The 18328-nt window shown below is 66.4% G+C and carries 19 protein-coding genes; 11 read left to right on the plus strand and 8 right to left on the minus strand.

The features are described from left to right. Positions 1–4: 4 nt before the first annotated feature. A complete protein-coding gene (locus ACQ5BL_RS00500) occupies positions 5–373 on the minus strand; it encodes a cupin domain-containing protein (protein ID WP_243806032.1) in 369 nt (122 codons plus the stop codon). A gap of 180 nt (positions 374–553) precedes the next feature. On the opposite strand from ACQ5BL_RS00500, the gene ACQ5BL_RS00505 reads away from it, so the two are divergent. From ACQ5BL_RS00505 to ACQ5BL_RS00535, 7 genes are all read left to right on the plus strand, one after another. Further along, positions 554–982, plus strand: coding sequence for a VOC family protein (locus ACQ5BL_RS00505; RefSeq protein WP_243806030.1), 429 nt, complete (start codon positions 554–556; stop codon positions 980–982). Positions 983–1340: 358 nt separating this feature from the next. Further along, positions 1341–2165 carry an aldo/keto reductase gene (locus ACQ5BL_RS00510; RefSeq protein WP_243806028.1) on the plus strand — a complete coding sequence of 275 codons (825 nt, stop codon included), beginning with the start codon at positions 1341–1343 and terminating at the stop codon, positions 2163–2165. Positions 2166–2269: 104 nt separating this feature from the next. Beyond that, positions 2270–2641 (plus strand): nuclear transport factor 2 family protein, encoded by a 372-nt coding sequence (locus ACQ5BL_RS00515; protein ID WP_207885247.1) that lies wholly within the window; start codon positions 2270–2272, stop codon positions 2639–2641. Between the two features lies 1 nt (position 2642). Beyond that, on the plus strand, positions 2643–3455 hold the full coding sequence (locus ACQ5BL_RS00520; protein ID WP_243806026.1) for a class I SAM-dependent methyltransferase: 813 nt from the start codon (positions 2643–2645) through the stop codon (positions 3453–3455). Positions 3456–3534: 79 nt separating this feature from the next. Continuing rightward, the gene (locus tag ACQ5BL_RS00525; protein WP_207885245.1) at positions 3535–3990 is read left to right on the plus strand and encodes a DUF3237 domain-containing protein; all 456 of its coding nucleotides are present in this window, start codon (positions 3535–3537) and stop codon (positions 3988–3990) included. A gap of 69 nt (positions 3991–4059) precedes the next feature. Then, positions 4060–4488, plus strand: a complete 429-nt coding sequence (locus ACQ5BL_RS00530) for a thiol-disulfide oxidoreductase DCC family protein (RefSeq protein ID WP_207885244.1) — start codon at positions 4060–4062, stop codon at positions 4486–4488. Continuing rightward, the gene (locus ACQ5BL_RS00535) at positions 4481–4873 is read left to right on the plus strand and encodes a DoxX-like family protein (RefSeq protein ID WP_243806024.1); all 393 of its coding nucleotides are present in this window, start codon (positions 4481–4483) and stop codon (positions 4871–4873) included. The genes ACQ5BL_RS00530 and ACQ5BL_RS00535 overlap by 8 nt, the downstream gene beginning before the upstream one ends. Here ACQ5BL_RS00535 and ACQ5BL_RS00540 read toward each other — a convergent pair. Continuing rightward, positions 4870–5613, minus strand: coding sequence for a TorF family putative porin (locus ACQ5BL_RS00540; RefSeq protein WP_243806022.1), 744 nt, complete (start codon positions 5611–5613; stop codon positions 4870–4872). The genes ACQ5BL_RS00535 and ACQ5BL_RS00540 overlap by 4 nt on opposite strands. A gap of 155 nt (positions 5614–5768) precedes the next feature. Beyond that, entirely contained in the window at positions 5769–7526 is a 1758-nt protein-coding gene (locus ACQ5BL_RS00545) for an amidohydrolase (RefSeq protein WP_243806020.1), read from the minus strand. A 114-nt stretch (positions 7527–7640) separates the two neighbouring features. Between ACQ5BL_RS00545 and ACQ5BL_RS00550 the strand changes: the two genes are divergently transcribed. After that, positions 7641–8549, plus strand: a complete 909-nt coding sequence (locus ACQ5BL_RS00550) for a LysR substrate-binding domain-containing protein (protein ID WP_243806018.1) — start codon at positions 7641–7643, stop codon at positions 8547–8549. A gap of 5 nt (positions 8550–8554) precedes the next feature. On the opposite strand, the gene ACQ5BL_RS00555 is transcribed toward ACQ5BL_RS00550, so the two are convergent. The 5 genes from ACQ5BL_RS00555 to ACQ5BL_RS00575 form a co-directional block, all read right to left on the minus strand. Next, a complete protein-coding gene (locus ACQ5BL_RS00555; RefSeq protein WP_243806016.1) occupies positions 8555–9163 on the minus strand; it encodes a LysE family translocator in 609 nt (202 codons plus the stop codon). A gap of 53 nt (positions 9164–9216) precedes the next feature. Continuing rightward, a complete protein-coding gene (locus ACQ5BL_RS00560) occupies positions 9217–10053 on the minus strand; it encodes an AraC family transcriptional regulator (RefSeq protein WP_243806014.1) in 837 nt (278 codons plus the stop codon). Positions 10054–10161: 108 nt separating this feature from the next. After that, positions 10162–11766 (minus strand): FMN-binding glutamate synthase family protein, encoded by a 1605-nt coding sequence (locus ACQ5BL_RS00565; RefSeq protein WP_243806012.1) that lies wholly within the window; start codon positions 11764–11766, stop codon positions 10162–10164. A 307-nt stretch (positions 11767–12073) separates the two neighbouring features. Next, positions 12074–13453 carry an L-serine ammonia-lyase gene (locus tag ACQ5BL_RS00570; RefSeq protein ID WP_243806010.1) on the minus strand — a complete coding sequence of 460 codons (1380 nt, stop codon included), beginning with the start codon at positions 13451–13453 and terminating at the stop codon, positions 12074–12076. Positions 13454–14203: 750 nt separating this feature from the next. After that, positions 14204–14983, minus strand: coding sequence for a helix-turn-helix transcriptional regulator (locus tag ACQ5BL_RS00575; RefSeq protein WP_243806008.1), 780 nt, complete (start codon positions 14981–14983; stop codon positions 14204–14206). A gap of 149 nt (positions 14984–15132) precedes the next feature. Here ACQ5BL_RS00575 and ACQ5BL_RS00580 point away from each other — a divergent pair, with 149 nt between their 5' ends. The 3 genes from ACQ5BL_RS00580 (at position 15133) to ACQ5BL_RS00590 (ending at position 18146) form a co-directional block, all read left to right on the plus strand. Beyond that, positions 15133–15954: a carbon-nitrogen hydrolase family protein gene (locus ACQ5BL_RS00580; RefSeq protein ID WP_243806006.1), complete on the plus strand. Its 822-nt coding sequence runs from the start codon at positions 15133–15135 to the stop codon at positions 15952–15954. 165 nt (positions 15955–16119) lie between these two features. Further along, positions 16120–17442, plus strand: a complete 1323-nt coding sequence (locus ACQ5BL_RS00585) for an APC family permease (RefSeq protein ID WP_243806004.1) — start codon at positions 16120–16122, stop codon at positions 17440–17442. 59 nt (positions 17443–17501) lie between these two features. Beyond that, the gene (locus ACQ5BL_RS00590; protein WP_243806002.1) at positions 17502–18146 is read left to right on the plus strand and encodes a glutathione S-transferase family protein; all 645 of its coding nucleotides are present in this window, start codon (positions 17502–17504) and stop codon (positions 18144–18146) included. Positions 18147–18328 lie beyond the last annotated feature (182 nt).

Below are 18328 nucleotides of genomic sequence, written 5' to 3' on the forward strand. Positions count from 1 at the left end.
ACGGTCAGACCCAGCGATCATTCTCCGCCGTGCGCTCGCCGCCGGCATCGCCGGTGTTCAGCACCCCGCGCGGCTCGATCAGCATCACCTGCACCTCGTGCTCGGCGTAGGGCTTGTGCTCGACGCCACGCGGCACCACGTACAGCTCGCCGGCACGCAAGGTCAGCGGGCCGTCGCGGAAGTCGATGCGCAGCTCGCCGTCGAGCACGATGAAGGTCTCGTCGGTGTCGGCGTGGCTGTGCCAGACGAAATCGCCGTGCAGCTTCACCACCTTGAACTGGTAGTCGTTCATCTCGGCGATCACCCGCGGCTGCCAGGTCTCGTGGATGCGCGCGAGCTTGTCCTGCAGGTTGATCGGTTGGCGCGTGGTCATGGGGTTCTCCTTCGATTGAGTCGTTCGACACTACGGGCCTCTCCGGAATCGGTCTTGCAGGAAATTGCGCTTCGATGGCCTCTGCATTGACTTCATCGCTTCGCAGGGGCGACCTTGCCGGGTGAAAGGAGCGGCCGACTATGCTGGATGCATTGCGCCCGTCCTGCGCCGGAGATCGTCATGTCCACGTCCACTCCCGCCGTTCGCCCCAGCGTCATTCCCTGCCTGCGCTACCGCGATGCGCCCCGCGCCATCGACTGGCTGTGCGCCACCTTCGGCTTCCGGCGCCAGCTGGTGGTGGCCGATGACCACGGTGGCATCGCCCACGCTCAGCTGGCACTGGCCGATGGCAGCGGACTGCTGATGCTCGGTTCGCTGCACGACAACGAGTACGGCCGGCTGATGCGCCAGCCCGACGAGGTCGGCGGCTGCACCCAGAGCATCTACGTCGTGGTGAAGGATGCCGAGGTGCTGTACCGCGCGGCGGTGGACGGCGGCGCGCAGATCGTCATCGACATCAAGGACGAGGACTACGGCGGCCAGGGCTTCACCTGCCGCGACCCGGAAGGCCATATCTGGAGCTTTGGCACCTACGATCCCTGGCACTGAGAACCTGTTTACGATCTGCTGCGCGTCGGCATAACTGCGTTAAAAACAGGCGAGGAAGCCGCTTGCGGCTAACGCACTTCAGTGCGGCCCCGAAGGGGCGAGCGAAGCGAGTACTGCTCATTTACAGCTCGTAAACTCCGCGTCCTCGCCTGTTTGATTCGCTGGCGCTCACCCTTCGGGCCAGCCTGCGGCTGTTACTCCCGTTGGTCGTTGCGCCTTGTTCTGCTCTAGCTCGCGAGATCGTAAACAGGTTCTGAGAACCCACGCGAAATCCTGCCGGCTGCGCTACCCTGTCCAGCCCGCTGCCCCGACGGGCGGCCGGCCCCGTGATCCGCAACCCTACGACAAGGAGCACGTGATGAACACAGTGGTATTCGCCGACGGCACCGCCGTTCCCGCCATCGGCCAGGGCACCTGGCGCCTGGGCGAGAACCGTTCCGAACGCTCGCGCGAAGTGGCGGCGCTGCGCGAAGGCGTCGAGCGCGGCCTGACCCTGATCGACACCGCCGAAATGTACGGCGAAGGCGGCTCGGAAGAGGTGGTCGGCGAGGCCATCGCCGGGCTGCGCGACCAGGTCTTCCTGGTCAGCAAGGTCTATCCGCACAATGCCAGCCGGCGCGGCATCCCCGAGGCCTGCGAGCGCAGCCTGAAGCGCTTGCGCACCGACTGCCTGGACCTCTACCTGCTGCACTGGCGCGGACAGTATCCGCTGGAGGAAACCGTCGAGGCCTTCGAGCGCCTGCGCGAGCAAGGCAAGATCAAGAGCTGGGGCGTTTCCAACTTCGATCTGGACGACATGCAGGAGCTGAACGAGCCGGCCTGCGCGACCAACCAGGTGCAGTACAGCCTGGAGGAGCGCGGCATCGAATGGGACCTGCTGCCCTGGTGCCAGGAGCAGCGCATGCCGCTGATGGCCTACTGCCCGGTCGGACAGGGCGGCAGCCTGCTGCGCAACCGGGTACTGGCGGAAATCGCCGGCCGCCACGACGCCACCCCGGCCCGCGTGGCCCTGGCCTGGCTGATCCACCAGCCGGGGGTGATCGCCATTCCCAAGGCGGTGGAGTCGCTGCACGTGCGTGACAACGCCGCCGCGCTCACGCTGCGCCTGAGCGCCGAGGACCTCGAAGCGCTCGACGCCGCCTTCCCGCCGCCCACGCGCAAGCGGCATCTGGCGGTGGTCTGAACCTCTCCTGAAAGTCGGCCCCGGTCGTCGCCGCAAACGGCGTGGCCGGGGTGCGGTGCTAGCCTTCCCCGATACCCGACGCACCGACAGGGAGGGCTGCACAGATGAGCAACTACACGGCGGAAAGCGCCGCCATCAACCGCGTTCTCACGGATTACGTGGAGGGCATGACCTTCGCCGACGAGGCGAGGTTGCGCCAGGCGTTCCATCCGTCCTGCAAGATCATCGGCAATTACCACGGCGAGCTGGAATGGGCCTCGCTGGACGACTTCATCGGTGCGATCAAGGCGGAGTCGCCGCCCTCCTCGGGCGAACCGCCGGTGTGGGAGCTGAAGTCGCTGGACATCACCGGCGACAGCGCGGTGGCGAAGGTGACCGATGATTTCCTCGGCATGCATTTCACCGATTACCTGTCGCTGCTGCGCATCGGCTCGCAGTGGTCGATCATCAACAAGCTCTACTACCTGCACCCGTGACGTGGAACGCATCGGCCTGCGCGGTACGCCGGAAACGCTGCTGATCACCTTCTATGCCAAGGCGAAGGAGAGCGAGCTGGCGGACAGCCTGTTGCACGACCATGTCGCCCGGCGCGCGCTGGACCGGGTCGACTACGATTTCGGCCGCCTGCATCTCGGTCGCTCCGGATGGATCGGCGTGGCGCTGCGGGCCAAGCTGTTAGACGACTGGGTGCGCGACTTCCTCGCCCGCCATCCGCAGGCGACGGTGCTGCAGCTGGGCTGCGGGCTCGACAGCCGCGTCTGGCGCATCGATCCACCGTCCACCGTTCAGTGGTTCGAGGTGGATTTCCCCGAAGTGATCGCCCTGCGCGAGCGCCTGTATCCGCCGCGGGAGAATTGCCATCTGGTCGCCTCCGCGCTGACTGCGACGGACTGGTGGCGTGGGGTGCCGGTCGACCGGCCGGTGCTGATCGTCGCCGAGGGCGTGCTGCCCTATGTGGAGAGCGAGGCGGTGCCCTGGCTGCTGCGCGCGCTGGTCGCCCATTGCCGCAGCGGCGAGCTGATCTTCGACGGCTACACGCGGCAGGGCATCCGCTGGATGCAATACCACCCGATGATCCGCAAGACCGGCGCCATCCTGCACTGGGGCATCGACGACAACGCCGAGCTGGAGGCGCAGGTGCCCGGACTGCGCTTCGTCGACGCGGTCGAGCCTTATGACGAAGCGCAGATCGCCCGGATGTCCCTGGGCGTGCGCCTGCTCTACCGGATCACCCTGGCGATTCCGCCGTTGCGGCGCATGGGCCGGCTGTTGCGTTACCGGTTCGGTTGAAGCGGGGCGCTTCGGCTGAGCATGGCCGGCGCCGGGGCCGGCTGCTTTACTCAAGGGTGCATGGCGATAGGAGCTGTCGATGAAACTCGAGCCGCTGATGAACATGAGCGTGAAGGCAAGCGTGCCGCTGGAGATCGGCCGGGTGCCCCACGGCCAGCGCCTGATCTCGGCGGCTGGCGGCGGCACCTTCCAGGGCCAGCGGCTGAACGGCGAGGTGTTGCCCGGCGGTGGCGACTGGATTCTGGTGGACAGCGACGGCGGCTGGCACCTGGAGGTGCGCCTGGTGCTGCGCACCGACGATGGCGCGCGGATACTGATGCAGCACAACGGGCTGCTGGTGGCCAATCCGAAGATCATCACGGCGGTATCCCGGGGGGAGAGCACGGAATACGGCGACACCTACTTCATGATCCAGCCGCGTTTCGAAGTCGGGGATGAGCGCTACCGCTGGCTGAACCATTTGCTCGCGGTGGGCGAGGGGCGGCTGGGGCCGGGCTGGGTGGAATACCGGTTGTATTCATTGGCCAATGGGTGACCGATGAAAACCCGTAGTTGTCACATACGGCGGGCAGAGTATGCGGACCAGGTTTCTGGAGACCAGGCCATGCCGCTGCCCCCCAACATGCTTCCCGGTGACAAAGTCGTGCTCTTCGACGGCGCCTGCCGCCTGTGCAATGGCTGGAGCCGCTTCCTCCTGCGCCATGACCGCCAGCAGCGCATGAAACTGTGCAGCGTGCAGTCGAAGGAGGGTCAGATGATCCTCGACTGGTTCGGGCTGCCGACCGACTACTTCGACACCATGCTGTACATCGACGGTCACTGCGGCTACGACCGCAGCGAAGCCTTCCTCCGCGTGATCGGCCAGTTGCCGGCGCCGTGGAGCTGGCTGCGTATCCTGTGGCTGGTGCCCATGTCCTGGCGTGATGCGTTCTATGACCGTATCGCCCTCAACCGCTATCGCCTGTTCGGCCGTGAGGAGCGCTGCCTGGTGCCCTCGCCGGAATTCCGAGGGCGCTTCCTGGGCAATGGCTAGCGCCGCCATCGCGCGTCTGGCACTGGGCGTGGTGTTCCTCTACCACGGGCTGGTGCCGAAGCTGTTGTTCCTGAGTCCTGATGAAGTGCGCATGATCGAGGCCCACGACTGGTCGCTGTCGACCCTGCGCGTTGCCCAGGCCGCGGGCGTCGCGGAAATGGTCCTGGGGCTCGCCATCCTCCTGCTGCGTCGCAGTCGCTGGCCACTGTGGATTGCCGCCGTGGCCCTGGTGGCGCTGCTGCTGGACGTGGCGCTGTTCTCGCCGGCGCTGCTGCTGGGCGCCTTCAATCCGGTCACCACCAATGTCGCCGCGCTGGCGCTGTGCCTGATCGCCCTGCAGGGCGAGCGGGGCGCGCGGCCGCCCCGCCCGAAAGCCCTGCGTTAGAAGGTCTTCGACACACCGGCCACCACGGTGGCGGTGCAGACGTCCTTGTAGCCGTTGTTGTTGAAGCACTCGTTCTGCGAAAGGTCGGTGTCGATATAGCTCAGCGACCAGTCCAGCCCCACCAGTTCGTGGCTCAGCTTGACCTCCCACTCGTTGTAGCCGTCGCGGGTGTCGCCGCTGCCGGAGAGGTAGAGCGGGTCCTTGGCGTCGTTGTGGCCGAAGCGCGTACGCAGCTTGAACTCGGCCGGCAGATCGGCGTTGTAGGCCAGGTAGCTGTAGAGGTTGCTGTTCTTGTCGCCGAAGTAGTTGGGGTAGTCGTTGCCGTAGTAGACCCCCGCCTCGAAGCCGTAGGCGTGGAGGATGGCGTAGGTGTCGCTCTGGTTGAACTGGCTCGACTTGGGATAGGTGTATTTGACGTAGCCCAGGTCCAGGGCCACGTCCTCGTTGGCCTGCCAGTACCAGCCGGCGTAGTAGTCCACTTCCTGGCGGGTGTCGTAGCCGTAGCCGTAATCGACGTTGGAGGTCCAGGCGCCTGCATACAGACCGCTGACGTGCTGCAGGGTGAGGCCGAACTGGGCGGCCGGGTCGCCCTTGGTCTGCGAGATGCCGCGGGTGCGATAGTCGCTGACCAGCGCGGCGTCGATCTGCAGCATGAAGTCTTCGTTGAGTTCCACGGCCTGGGTGTGGGTGAGCGGTGCGCAGGCGAGCAGCGCACCGAGGAGCCATTGCGGGCGGTTCATGCGGATGTCCCTTTGTTGTGATTGTCTGTGGGGCAGTGTGAAAAGGCCCGCGCAGCGCCAGCCCGCTCGACGTCGCCGAGGGACTTGAAGAGAGGGCTGGGCTGGCGGGCAGGGCGCCAGGGGTGTTCAGACCCCGGCGCAGGAGCCCGACTCGGTCAGAGAGCCGGAGCGTCGTCGGCGCGGTAGACCTCGCGACCTTCGAACAGGGTGTGCAGCACGCGGGCTTCGCCCAGTTGCTCGTCGGGCACGGTGAACACGTCACGGTCGAGGACGACCATGTCGGCCTGCTTGCCTGGAGCGAGGGTGCCGATCTGCTTGTCCAGGCCGATGGCCTGCGCGGCGTTGCGGGTGTAGGCGTAGAACATGGTTTCGCGGTCGACGCGCTGGTCGGCGCCCAGCACGCCCAGCTCGCCCTTGCGGGTGACGGCCTGGTAGATGGCTTTCATCGGGTCCGGGGTGGACACCGGCCAGTCGCTGGCGCCGGCGATTTCGGCGCCGTTGTCCAGCAGGGACTTGGCCGGGTACATGCCGCGGTATTCGTCATCACCGATGTAGGGCTTTACCAGCTCTTCGGTGTAACTTTCCGCAGCGGCCCAGTCCAGCTGCATCGAGGCGATCACGCCCAGCTGCTTGAAGCGCGGGTAGTCCTGCGGAGTGACCAGTTGCAGGTGGGTGATCGAATGGGCGACGCCGCTCTGGCGATCCTTGCGCGCCTGCTCGATGCCGTTGAGCGATTCGCGCACCGCGCGGTCGCCGATGGCGTGGATGTGCACCAGCCAGCCACGCTTGTCGGCGGCACTGACCAGCTCGCCGAAATGCTTCGGATCGATCAGCAGTTCGCCGGGCTTGTGGCTGTTCTTGTACTCCTCCAGCAGTGCGGCGGATTGGGCCGGGAATTCGATCACGCCGTCGGCGAAGACCTTGATGCCCGGCAGGGTCAGGTTGGGGATGCCCTGGAACTGCTGGCGAACCTTCTCGATCACGTCCAGGTCGGCCGGGGTGCTCTTCGGATTGACCACCTGCAGCGCCGCAACGTGGGCGGTGAGCTTGCCGTCGCGAGCCAGGTCGCGGTAGGCCGGCAGGATGCCGACGCTCTTCTCGGTGGGCTTGATGTTGAACACCGCCTCACCCGGGGCGCCGTTGGCGGCCGGGTCCATCCAGGCGGTGATGCCGAGGCTGTTGTTGTATTGCACCGCGGCGAGGCCGGCGCGATCCAGGGTCTTCTCGTCAGCGGCCGGCATGGCGGCGGCAACCAGGTCGAAGCCGGAGTCGACGACGAAACCGGAGGGGTTGAAGTTCTTGTCGTGGGCGACGTTCTTCTGTTCCAGCTCGCTCAGGCCGCGCACGCGCTTGGCGTCGAGGCCTGCACGCTTGAGCATGGCGGCGTTGGCCCAGGCGGTGTGGTGGTCGCTGCCGATCAGCACCACCGGCACCTTTGCCCACTCGCCGTGGTTCAGATGCTTGGCCAGTCCGTCGGCCTGGGACCAGTAGCTGGAGTGCATACCGTTCATCACTACGATGTCGCCCTTGCGCGCCTTGCCACTGTCGCGGTCCAGCTTCAGGCGCTTGATGAAGGCGTCGAGGTCCATCTGCTCATCTTCCAGGCTGGCGGAGATCAGCTCCAGGCCGCCGAACACGGCGTGCGAGTGGCTGTCGATGAAGCCCGGCATCAGGACCTTGCCGCCAAGGTCGACGACCTTGCTCTTGGCATCGCCCAGGGCGCGGATTTCGTCGTTGGAGCCGACTTTCAGCACTTTGCCGTCCGCCACCGCGACGGCCTGTTGCAGCGCCTGGCCGGGTTCGGCGGTGAAGACCTTGCCGTTAAGCAGAATCAGGTCCGCGTTCTGTGCCTGTGCTTCCAAAGTGCTGAGTGCGATCGCTACTGCCAGCGCGCCTTTGAGCCACGTGTGCATGAGTTACCCTTGTGTGCCGGTTGATTTTTATTGGTCTGCGCAAGAGGCTATCGGGGTGGCTAACGGCCAGAAAGGCGCTATCGCTCATAACACTTGTGAACGTTTGGAACGAATATGGACAAGTTCAGCAGTCTGGAGATGTTCGTCGCCAGTGCCGAAACCGGCAGTTTCAGCCGCGCCGCCGAGCGTCTGGGCAAGACGCCCTCCGCCGTGACCAAGGCCATCGGCCTGCTGGAAAGCGAGCTGGGGGCGCGCCTGTTCGAGCGCACCACGCGCAGCATGTCGCTGACCGAGGCGGGCCAGCTTTACCTGGAAGGCGCCCGCGAAGTGCTGGAGCGCATGCGCGAGACCACCGAGGAGATCGCCCAGCTGCATCACAGCCTGCGCGGCGTACTGCGGGTCACGGCGCCGCTGGTGTTCGGCCCGGCCTTCCTCGACCAGGCCTGTGCGGACTTTCTCTCCCAGCACCCGGACGTGCGCTTGCAGGTGGACCTCTCCGACAGCTACCTCGACCTGCTCGATGGACGCTACGACCTCGCCCTGCGCATGGGCAACAGCGACCTGCCGGGGCTGATCGCCCAGCCGCTGGCCGGCAGCCGCCTGGTGGTCTGCGCGAGCCCGGCCTATCTCGCGCGGCGTGGCACGCCCACGCACCCGCGCGAGGTCATCGAGCACGAGTGCCTGATCTACCGCCATCCGGCGCTGGAGGACCGCTGGTGGTTCGACCTGGGCGGCGAGCGCTATTCGACGCCGCGCCATGGGCGCCTGAGCAGCGACAACCAGGAAGTGCTGCTCCGGGCCTGCCTGGATGGACACGGCCTGCTGCCGTGCCCGCGCTGGAGCGTGCTGGAGCATCTGCGCTCCGGGCGGCTGGTCACGGTGCTGGATGAGTTCTATTTCGAGCCGGACACCTTCGGCGCGCAGATTCTTGCGGTGTACCCGAGCAACCGCCGGGCCACGCGCAAGATTCACGCCTTCATCGAACATCTGCGCGCCGCGCTGCAGCGGAACGGCATTGCCTGAGCCGCTCAGAGCAGCGCGCCGGCCCAGGCCGAGACCAGCAGCAGGATCGCCATCAGCTGGTTCAGCCGCTGCAACTGCCGGGGTGAGAGCAGGCGCTGGCTGCCGATGCCGAGGCTGGCCCAGACGCTCATGCAGGGGATCGACACCAGGAAGAACAGCAGCGACAGCAACTGCACGCGATCCAGCTGATCGGCGCCGTGGCCGGCGTACACGCTGACCACGGCCAGGGCCATCATCCAGGTCTTGGGGTTCACCAGTTGCAGCGCGGCGGCGCCGACCAGGCCCAGCCGCGCTGCATCGCCATCCTGTTCCAGGCTGGCCGGCGGGCTACGGAAGATCTGCCAGGCCAGCCAGCTCAGCCAGAGCACCCCGACCGCGCTCATGGCTTGCTGCACGCCGGGCAGGTGCGCCAGCGCTTCGCCCAGGCCGCTGCCCACCGCCAGCACCAGGGCGGCGGCCGCACCGCAGCCGCCGAAGATGATCGGCAGCGCCGCGCCCCAGCCGAAGCGGGCGCTGTTGCTGAACACCAGCAGGTTGGTGGGGCCGGGGGTGATGGCGGAGACGAAGGCGAAAAGCAGGAAGGGCAGCCATTGGCTGGTCTGCGCGAGGGTCATGGCGAGGGCTCCGCTGAATCAGTGGGAGCCTTATCTTCGCCAGCGCTTGCGGCTCAGTCTGGAAGCTTTGAGCAGCGTTTGCGGTAGTAGGCTGGCGTCACCCCGTAGGCGCGGCGGAACCAGCGGCCCAGGTGGCTCTGGTCGGCAAAGCCGAGGTCGGCGGCCACCTCCGCCGGTGCGAGGCCACGGCCGAGCAGCTGGCGCGCGCGGGCCAGGCGCAACTGGATCAGGTAGGCGTGCGGCGGCAGGCCGAAGGCCTGCTTGAAGGTGCGGGTCAGGCGGAAACGGTCGCAGCCGCAGGCACGGGCGAGGTCATCCAGGCCGATATCCTGCATCAGGTTGGCGTGCAGGTAGTCCCGCGCCCGCTGCGCCACCAGCGGCAGGTGCGGTTGCGCCACGCTGCGCTGGCGCCATTGCAGGCGACGAGTGAGGCCGTCGAGCAGGTCGTCGATGGCGGCCTGGCGGACGATCTTCAGGTCGTTGCCGTGCACCGCCTGGAAGGCGTTATCGATTCGTGGCACCAGCTGCGGGTCGTCGAACAGCAGTTCACGGACGCCGAGTTGGCAGTTGGCCGGGGCCTGTTCGAACAGGTTGCCGATTTCCCGCTCCAGCCAGGGAGCGTCGAGGTAGAGCATGCGGTAGGTGAAGCCGCCTTCGGTGGGCGCGTCGCCGTCGTGGATGTCGCCGGGTTCGAGGAAGAACACCTTGCCGGCGGTGCTGATGTGCCGTTCACCCCGGCAGCGGAACTGCTGCACACCGGATTCGGTGAAGCCGATCAGGTAGCTGTCGTGCCAGTGCGGGTCATAGGCGTGACCCTTGAAGTGCGCGCGCAGGCTCTGGATGCCGGTGTCGGCATCCTGCAGCAGGTCGATCCAGTTGTCCTTGTGCATGGGCCATTCTCGCCTCGCTTGCCCGGTTGGCCAGCATAACGCGCGAGGGGAGGCTGTCTGGAAGATTCGTGCAGCCATCGATCCGATGGCCGCACGATCAGGGGAGGATCAGCCGGCCGCCGCTTCGAAGCTGTCGCTGCGCGCCATGCGCCAGATGCGCTCGTAGAACTCACCCTCGATGTCGCCCGAGAGCAGCTCGCCGGGCTTGAGGAAGTAGTGCAGGTGCGAGAACAGGCGGATCTCGGTGGCCGAGACGCGGCGCACCAGGTGCTTGGCTTCCAGCTGCGAGGGATGCTGGATGCCGGCGGCGGCGATCATTTCGGCCAGACCCTTGAGGGTGTTGTGATGGAAGTTGAACACCCGCTCGGCCTTGTCCGGCACCACCAGCGCGCGTTGGCGCAGCGGGTCCTGGGTGGCCACGCCGGTCGGGCATTTGTTGGTATGGCAGCTCTGCGACTGGATGCAGCCGATGGCGAACATGAAGCCGCGTGCCGAGTTGGCCCAGTCGGCGCCCATGGCCAGCACACTGGCAATGTCGAAGGCGCTGACGATCTTGCCGCTGGCGCCGATGCGGATCTTGTCGCGCAGGCCGAGGCCGACCAGCGTGTTGTGCACGAACAGCAGGCCCTCGCGCATCGGCAGGCCCATGTGGTCGGTGAATTCCAGGGGCGCCGCGCCGGTGCCGCCTTCCTTGCCGTCGACCACTATGAAGTCGGGGAGGATGCCGGTCTCGTGCATGGCCTTGGCGATTCCCATGAATTCCCACGGATGGCCGATGCACAGCTTGAAGCCCACCGGCTTGCCGCCGGAGAGTTCACGCAGCCTGACGATGAAGTCGAGCAGTTCCTTGGGGGTGCTGAAGGCGCTGTGGGAGGAGGGCGAGATGCAGTCCTGGCCCATGGGGACACCACGGGTGGAGGCGATTTCCTGGGTCACCTTGTGCTTGGGCAGGATACCGCCGTGGCCGGGCTTGGCACCCTGGCTGAGCTTGATCTCGATCATCTTCACCTGCGGGTCGACCGCCTGCTTGGCGAAGCGCTCGGGGCTGAAGGTGCCGTCGTCGTTGCGGCAGCCGAAGTAGCCGCTGCCCAGTTCCCAGGTCAGGTCGCCGCCGTACTCGCGGTGATAGGGGCTGATGCTGCCCTCGCCGGTGTCATGGATGAAGCCGCCCATCTTGGCGCCCTTGTTCAGCGCGCGGATGGCGTTGGCGCTGAGGGAGCCGAAGCTCATCGCCGAGATGTTGAACACCGAGATGGAGTAGGGCTGTTTGCACTCCGGTCCGCCGACGTCGACGCGGAAGCTGCGCGGATCGGAGACCGGCGCCGGGCGGATGGAGTGGGCGATGAATTCGAAGCCCGACTGGTAGACGTCGATCAGGGTGCCGAATGGCTTGTCGGCGGTCTCGTTCTTCGCCCGCGAATACACCAGCGCACGCTGGGCGCGGGAGAAGGGCAGGGCCTCGTTGTCGCCTTCGAGCAGGTACTGGCGGATTTCCGGGCGGATGCCTTCCACCAGGTAGCGGATATTGCCGAGGATCGGGTAGTTGCGCCGCACCGCGTGGCGGTGCTGGCACAGATCGATCACGCCCAGCACGCTGAGGGCGAAGGTCAGCAGGGTCAGCGGCCAGACGTCGCCAAGGATCGGCAGGCTGATCAGGGTGAACAGGACACAGGCGGCGAAGAAGGCATAACGGCTCAGGAGCGACAGGTTCATGGAGTCTCCAGTCGTCGGGAATATCACGGGGAGGGAGTCGGAAGGACCGCAGAAGAGCATGGCAGGCATTGCGCGAACGCGCCTGCGTGACAGTCTACGTGGCGGGCCTTTGGAAGGTTTTCGATTGTTCTGCGGATGCGACGTTAGCCCGAAGAGAGGAAAAAAGAAAGCTAGCTAACGATTTTTCCGGGGGTGAGAAGATTTGTCTCGGGCGGTGCAAGAAATGGCCGAGCGGTTCCTTGTAGGAGCGGGCCATGCCCGCGATCGCGCGCATGGCGCGCTCCTACGCCTGCCGCAGTGGCACCACTCAACAGGCAATCACATTCACCGCCAGCCCGCCCTTCGAGGTCTCCTTGTACTTGTCCATCATGTCGCGCCCGGTGTCGCGCAGGGTGTCGATGGCCTTGTCCAGGCTGACCAGGTGCTGGCCGTCGCCGCGCAGGGCCAGTTGCGCGGCGTTGATGGCCTTGAGCGAGGCCATGGCGTTGCGTTCGATGCAGGGCACCTGCACCAGTCCGGCCACCGGGTCGCAGGTCAGGCCGAGGTTGTGCTCCAGGCCGATTTCGGCAGCGTTCTCCACCTGTTCCAGGCTGCCGCCGAGGACTTCCGCCAGACCGCCGGCGGCCATGGCGCAGGCCGATCCGACTTCGCCCTGGCAGCCCACTTCGGCGCCGGAGATCGAGGCGTTGAGCTTGCACAGGATGCCGATGGCGGCGGCGGTGAGCAGGTAGCGCTCGATGGCGTCGGCGTTGGCCTGTGGGTCGTAGCGGGCGTAGTAGTGCAGCACCGCCGGGACGATGCCGGCGGCGCCATTGGTGGGGGCGGTCACCACCCGTCCGCCGGCGGCGTTCTCCTCGTTCACCGCCAGCGCCCAGAGGTCCACCCAGTCCATCGCGCCGAGGGTGCTGGCGATCAGGTTGCCGCTGTCGGCCTCGTTCAGCCGGCGGTAGAGCATGGGCGCGCGGCGGCGCACCTTGAGCCCGCCGGGCAGGGTGCCTTCGGTTTCCAGGCCGCGGCGCACGCAGGCCTGCATTTCCTCCCAGATGTGCGCGAGGCCGGCGTGGATTTCCGCCTCGTCGCGCACGGCGAGCTCATTGGCCCACATCAGGTCGCTGATGCGCTTGAAGCCGTGCTGGTGGCACAGGCGCAGCAATTCCTCGGCGCTGTGGAAGGGGTGGGGCATGGGGCTGTCGGGCAGGGCACGGTCGGTGTTGAAGTCGGCCTCGTCCACCACGAAACCGCCGCCGACGGAGTAACAGATGCGCTCGGCCAGCAGTTCGCCGTTGGCGGCCAGCGCCCGCAGGTGCAGGCCATTGGGGTGGGCGGGCAGGCTGTCGTCGTGGAAGACCAGTTGCTGCGCCGGGTCGAAGTCGATTTCCTGCACGCCGCCCAGGCGCAGGCGATGGCGCAGCAGGATGTCGTCCACCTGCGGCGCCAGGGCGGCCGGATCGGCCTCTGCCGGGTCGATGCCGAGCAGGCCGATCAGGCAGGCGCGGTCGGTGGCGTGGCCTTTGCCGGTGGCGCTGAGCGAACCGTAGAGGTGCACCTCGATCGCTGCTACCTGCTCCAGCAGGTTTTCCGCGCGCAGGCGGTCGACGAACTCGCGGGTGGCACGCATCGGCCCCACGGTGTGGGAACTGGACGGCCCGACGCCGGGCTTGAACATGTCGAAAACGCTGAGGCTCATGGGGAATTCCTCCTGTCCTCAAGCATGGACCTGCAACGGCGCGGATGCTCACCGACCGCTCGACGGCTGGTGGAGACTTTGTGCGGGAGCGCCCTGTGGGCGCCAATCGCGGGCATGGCCCGCTCCTACGGTGATGGTTGAGGCTCGGCTCGCGTAGGAGCGGACCTTGTCCGCGATCCGGCCGGCAGGCCGGTGGTCGGGGATTGCACCGCTATCGCGGTGATCGCGGAGGAGCTCCGCTCCTACGGGAGCAGAAGTAGTTTGGAGCATGGCAATTTGCGTTTGCTCTTGTGGACTTCCAGAGAACTATCCGCGCACTCCGAGCGCCCCTTCAGGAGGCCGAGCGGAATCGGAGTTTCAGGGGTTGAGCGGCATGGATGCCGCGAGAGCGTCGTTGGGCCATGGATGGCCCGTCGACGCGTGCCCCTGAAACTTCGATGGAGCGAGGGAACCCCGGCGAAGCCGGGGCCGGATGCAGGGGCAAGACCTTTGGTTACTTTGCGTCGTTTGGCAAAGTAACTCGCCCGAGGGGGCGAAACCCAATACATCCGAATACATCAAAGCGGCGCGGAAACACCAAGGCCCCAAAAGCATCGCGGACGAAGTCCGCTCCTACGAAAGCCGATCCCAATGTAGGAGCGGACTCCGTCCGCGATGCTCTTGATCCTCGTAGGGCGAATAACGCGCAGCGTTATCCGCCGCGATGGGTATCGCTACGCTCCACGCCATCCTACGGGCGCGTTGCCGGCCTCACCCCTGCGCCTGCAAAAACAACGAGAACAACTCCGACTGCGACTTGATCCCGAGCTTGGCGTACATGTGCTTGCGATGGACCTTCACCGTCTCGGCGGAAATCGCCAGCTTGCGGGCGATTTCCTTGCTGGAGCAGCCGCTGAGCATCAGCCGGCCGACTTCCAGCTCGCGGGCGGTGAGCGGGGTTTCCACCTGCTGGGCGGTGGCTTCCAGGCGGTTTTGCCAACGCGGCGGCGGGGGCGCTTCCTGGACTTCACACTCGAAGGCCATGCGCTGGCGCATCAACCCGGCGACCCACGGTTGCACCAGCCCCAGCAGGGCGATCTGCTCGGGGGTGAAACGGCCCTTGCTGCCCACCGAGCAACACAGGGTACGTTCGCCGTCGAGCTGCACATTGATCTGCACCTCGTCGGCCACCACGTTGAGGCGGAAGTAGCGCTGGTAGTAGTCGGTCTGCTCGAACATCTCCGGCGCCACGTCGTCCAGGCGGAACAGCCCGCCGCCCGGCGCCTCGCGGCTGGCGATGTAGAAGGGGTCGAGCAGGTAGAGGCCCTTGAGGTAGTCCTGGAACAGCGGGTCGGGGCCGCCATCCTCGCCCGGGCATTCGGCGAATACCTGCGGCCTGCCATCGCTGAAAAGCAGCACGACCCAGCTGTCGAAGGGCACATACTGGCCCAACAGGCGTACCAGCAAGGTCCAGAAGTTCGGCTTGTCCAATGCCTCGATCAGTTGCCCGACCGAGCGGTGCCAGGCGATGTCCTGAAGGGAAAGGCCCATGACTCTACCCCCGTTGGGTTACCACGCGGGCGTAATTACCCGGTGAGGGCGCCACCGGCATACTCGGTCCATAGCGTGAGCCGGCGCGGCGTGCAGTTTGACCCTTTTGCAGCGCGCGGTCACTGGAAGACAAGAATCAGAGGAAGCCCATGAAAGTCGAACTCGTGCAACTGGCCGGCCGTGATGGCGATGTGGCCTGGAACCTGGCCCGTACCCTGGAGGCCATCCACGCCTGCGCAGCGGACACCCAGCTTGTGGTGTTCCCCGAGACCCAGCTGACCGGCTTCCCCACCGAGCAGAACATCGCCGCCATCGCCGAACCGGTCGACGGCCCCAGCGTACAGGCCGTGCAGCGCGCCGCGCGAGAGAAGAACATCAGCGTTGCCGTGGGCTTCGCCGAGGCCGCCGCCGACGGTCGCTTCTACAACACCACGCTGCTGATCACCCCCGAAGGCATCGCCCTGCAGTACCGCAAGACGCACCTGTGGGCGTCGGACCGCGGGGTCTTCACCCCCGGCGACCGCTACGCCACCTGCCTGTGGAACGGCGTGCGCGTGGGCATCGTGATCTGCTTCGACATCGAATTCCCCGAATCTGCCCGCGCCCTCGGCCAGTTGGGCGCCGAGCTGATCATCGTGACCAACGGCAACATGGACCCCTACGGCCCGACCCACCGCACCGCGATCATGGGCCGCGCCATGGAAAACCAGGCCTACGCGGTGATGGTCAACCGTGTCGGCGAGGGCGACGACGGCCTGGTGTTCGCCGGCGGCAGCACCGTGGTCGATCCCTTCGGGCAACCGCTCTGCGAGGCCGGCCGCGAAGAGTGCCGGCAGATCGTCGAACTGGACTTCGAGCGCCTGGCGCAGGCGCGCCGCGATTACAGCTACCTGGCCGAACGCCGCTTCGTGCTGCCGGGCGAAATGCGCGAGCACGCAGACGGCCTGCGCGAGCTGATCATTCCGGCCTGACGTTTCCTTCCGGCCCGGGGTGGTTTCCGGGCCGGGGCGCAGGGCCGCGCCACCACAGCGATTCTCCAACACCGACGGGCGCCCCGAGCGCCCGCGCGGCTTGCGGGTGAGCGCAAGCCAGACCTTTGCACTGCCCATAACAAACACAATGTGGAGTAAGCAGTAATGGCTCAACTGAAACGAACCCTGTCGCTGGGTTCGGTGGTGCTGTTCGGCATCGCCTACATGACCCCGATCATCGTCCTCGGTACCTTCGGCATCCTCGCCGACGTCACCCGTGGCGTGGTGCCCTCGGCGTACCTCGTCGCTTCCGTTGCGATGCTGTTCACCGCGCTCAGCTACGGACGCATGGCCGCCGCCTTCCCGGTGGCCGGTTCCGCCTACACCTACGTACGCAAGTCGATCAGCCCGAAGCTGGGCTTCCTCGCCGGCTGGGCGGTGCTGCTGGACTACCTGTTCCTGCCCATGGCCATCTGGCTGATCGGCGCGGCCTACCTGCACTCCGCGTTCCCCGCCGTGCCGCAGGCCCTGTGGGTACTGGCGTTCATCGGCGTCACCACCGCGATCAACGTGGTCGGCCTGCGCCTGGCGAAGAACATCAACGGCGTGCTGATGCTGGTGCAGTTCCTCGTCCTGCTGGCCTTCGTCGGCCTGGCGATCCACTACGTGATGGGCGACGCCAGCCGTCCGCTGTGGACCCTGGAACCCTTCCTCAAGGAAGGTACCCAGCTGCCGTTGATCATGGGCGGCGCGGCCATCGCCTGCTATTCGTTCCTGGGCTTCGACGCCGTCAGCACCTTGACCGAAGAAACCCACGAGCCGCGCAAGACCATTCCGCGAGCGATCCTGCTGATCACCCTGATCGGTGGTGGCATCTTCATCGCCGCCAGCTATTTCGTACAGCTGGCGCACCCGTCGGTGGAGTTCCAGAACGCCGATTCCGCCGCCTACGAAATTGCCCGCAACATCGGTGGCGATTTGTTCGTCAGCTTCTTCCTCATCGGCCTGATCGTCGGCCAGTTCACCTCCGGGCTGTCGGCCCAGGCCAGCGCCTCGCGCCTGCTGTTCGCCATGGGCCGCGACGGCGTGCTGCCGCGCCCGTTCTTCGGTCGCATCAGCAAGCGCTTCGAGACGCCGGTGAACAGCATCGTGCTGTGCGGCGTGGTGGCCCTGCTGGCGCTGCGGATGGACGTCACCACCTCCACCTCGTTCATCAACTTCGGTGCCTTCCTGGCCTTCAGCCTGGTGAACCTCTCGGTGATCTTCCACTACTACCTGAACGCCGAGCGCCGCGGCCCGCGCGAGCTGGTGCTGTTCCTGCTGTTCCCGCTGATCGGGCTCATCGCCGATCTGTGGCTGATGGTCAGCCTCGACCACCTGGCGATCTGGCTCGGCGCCACCTGGCTGGTGCTGGGCGTGATCTACCTCGCCGTGATCACCGCCGGCTTCCGCGAGCAACCGCCGGAAATGAGCTTCGACGAGGCGTGACAGCCTGAGGGGGCTATGCTGGGGGCTCCATGCAGTGGCGTGCCACAGGAGATCCCGCCATGTCCCGCATCACCTTCTATCACTCGCCCCAGACACGTTCCAGCGGCACCCTGGTGCTGCTGGAGGAGCTGGGCGCCGAGTACGATCTCGAGCTGATCAACATGAAGGCCGGCGAGCAGCGCCAGCCGGCCTACCTGGCGATCAACCCGCTGGGCAAGGTCCCGGCGATCCGCCACGGCGAGGCGCTGGTCACCGAGCAGGGCGCCATCTTCCTCTACCTGGCCGACCTCTTCCCCCGCGCGGGGCTGGCGCCCGCCCTGGATGACCCGCTGCGCGGCCCCTACCTGCGCTGGCTGGTGTTCTACGGCTCCAGCTTCGAGCCGGCCATCGTCGACCGGGCCCTCAAGCGCGACCCGGCGCCGTCGGCCATGAGCCCGTACGGCGACTACGACAGCGTGATGCGCGCCATCGCCGAACAGCTGGAAAACGGTCCCTACCTGCTCGGCAGCCGCATGACGGCTGCCGACGTGCTGTGGGGCGCGGCCCTGCGCTGGACCATCGGCTTCGGTGTGGTGCCGAAGCTGCCGGTGTTCGAGCGCTACGTGGAGTTGGTCACCTCGCGCCCGGCTTTCACTCGGGTCTGGGAGCGCGACGTGCAGTGGGCGGCGGAACATGCACGGGCGGCCGAGGCGAAGTCGCTGTGACGCCGGAGAGCAGGGGGTAGCCGCAGGTGAGGAGTTGTGGAGGGCCGCCGTGTATTTTGCGAATACGGTCTCAGGTGGCGTGGGAAGTTTCTTTTTTGCCTGTAGCTTTCTTTTCCGGTTGGCAGGGCTGATCAATGATTGCCCCAACGCCGCGTCGTTCCCCATCTCGCGGCGTCTACACC

Origin of the sequence: Pseudomonas sp. B1-22 (genome assembly GCF_050474425.1) — a bacterium.
Lineage (GTDB): Bacteria > Pseudomonadota > Gammaproteobacteria > Pseudomonadales > Pseudomonadaceae > Pseudomonas.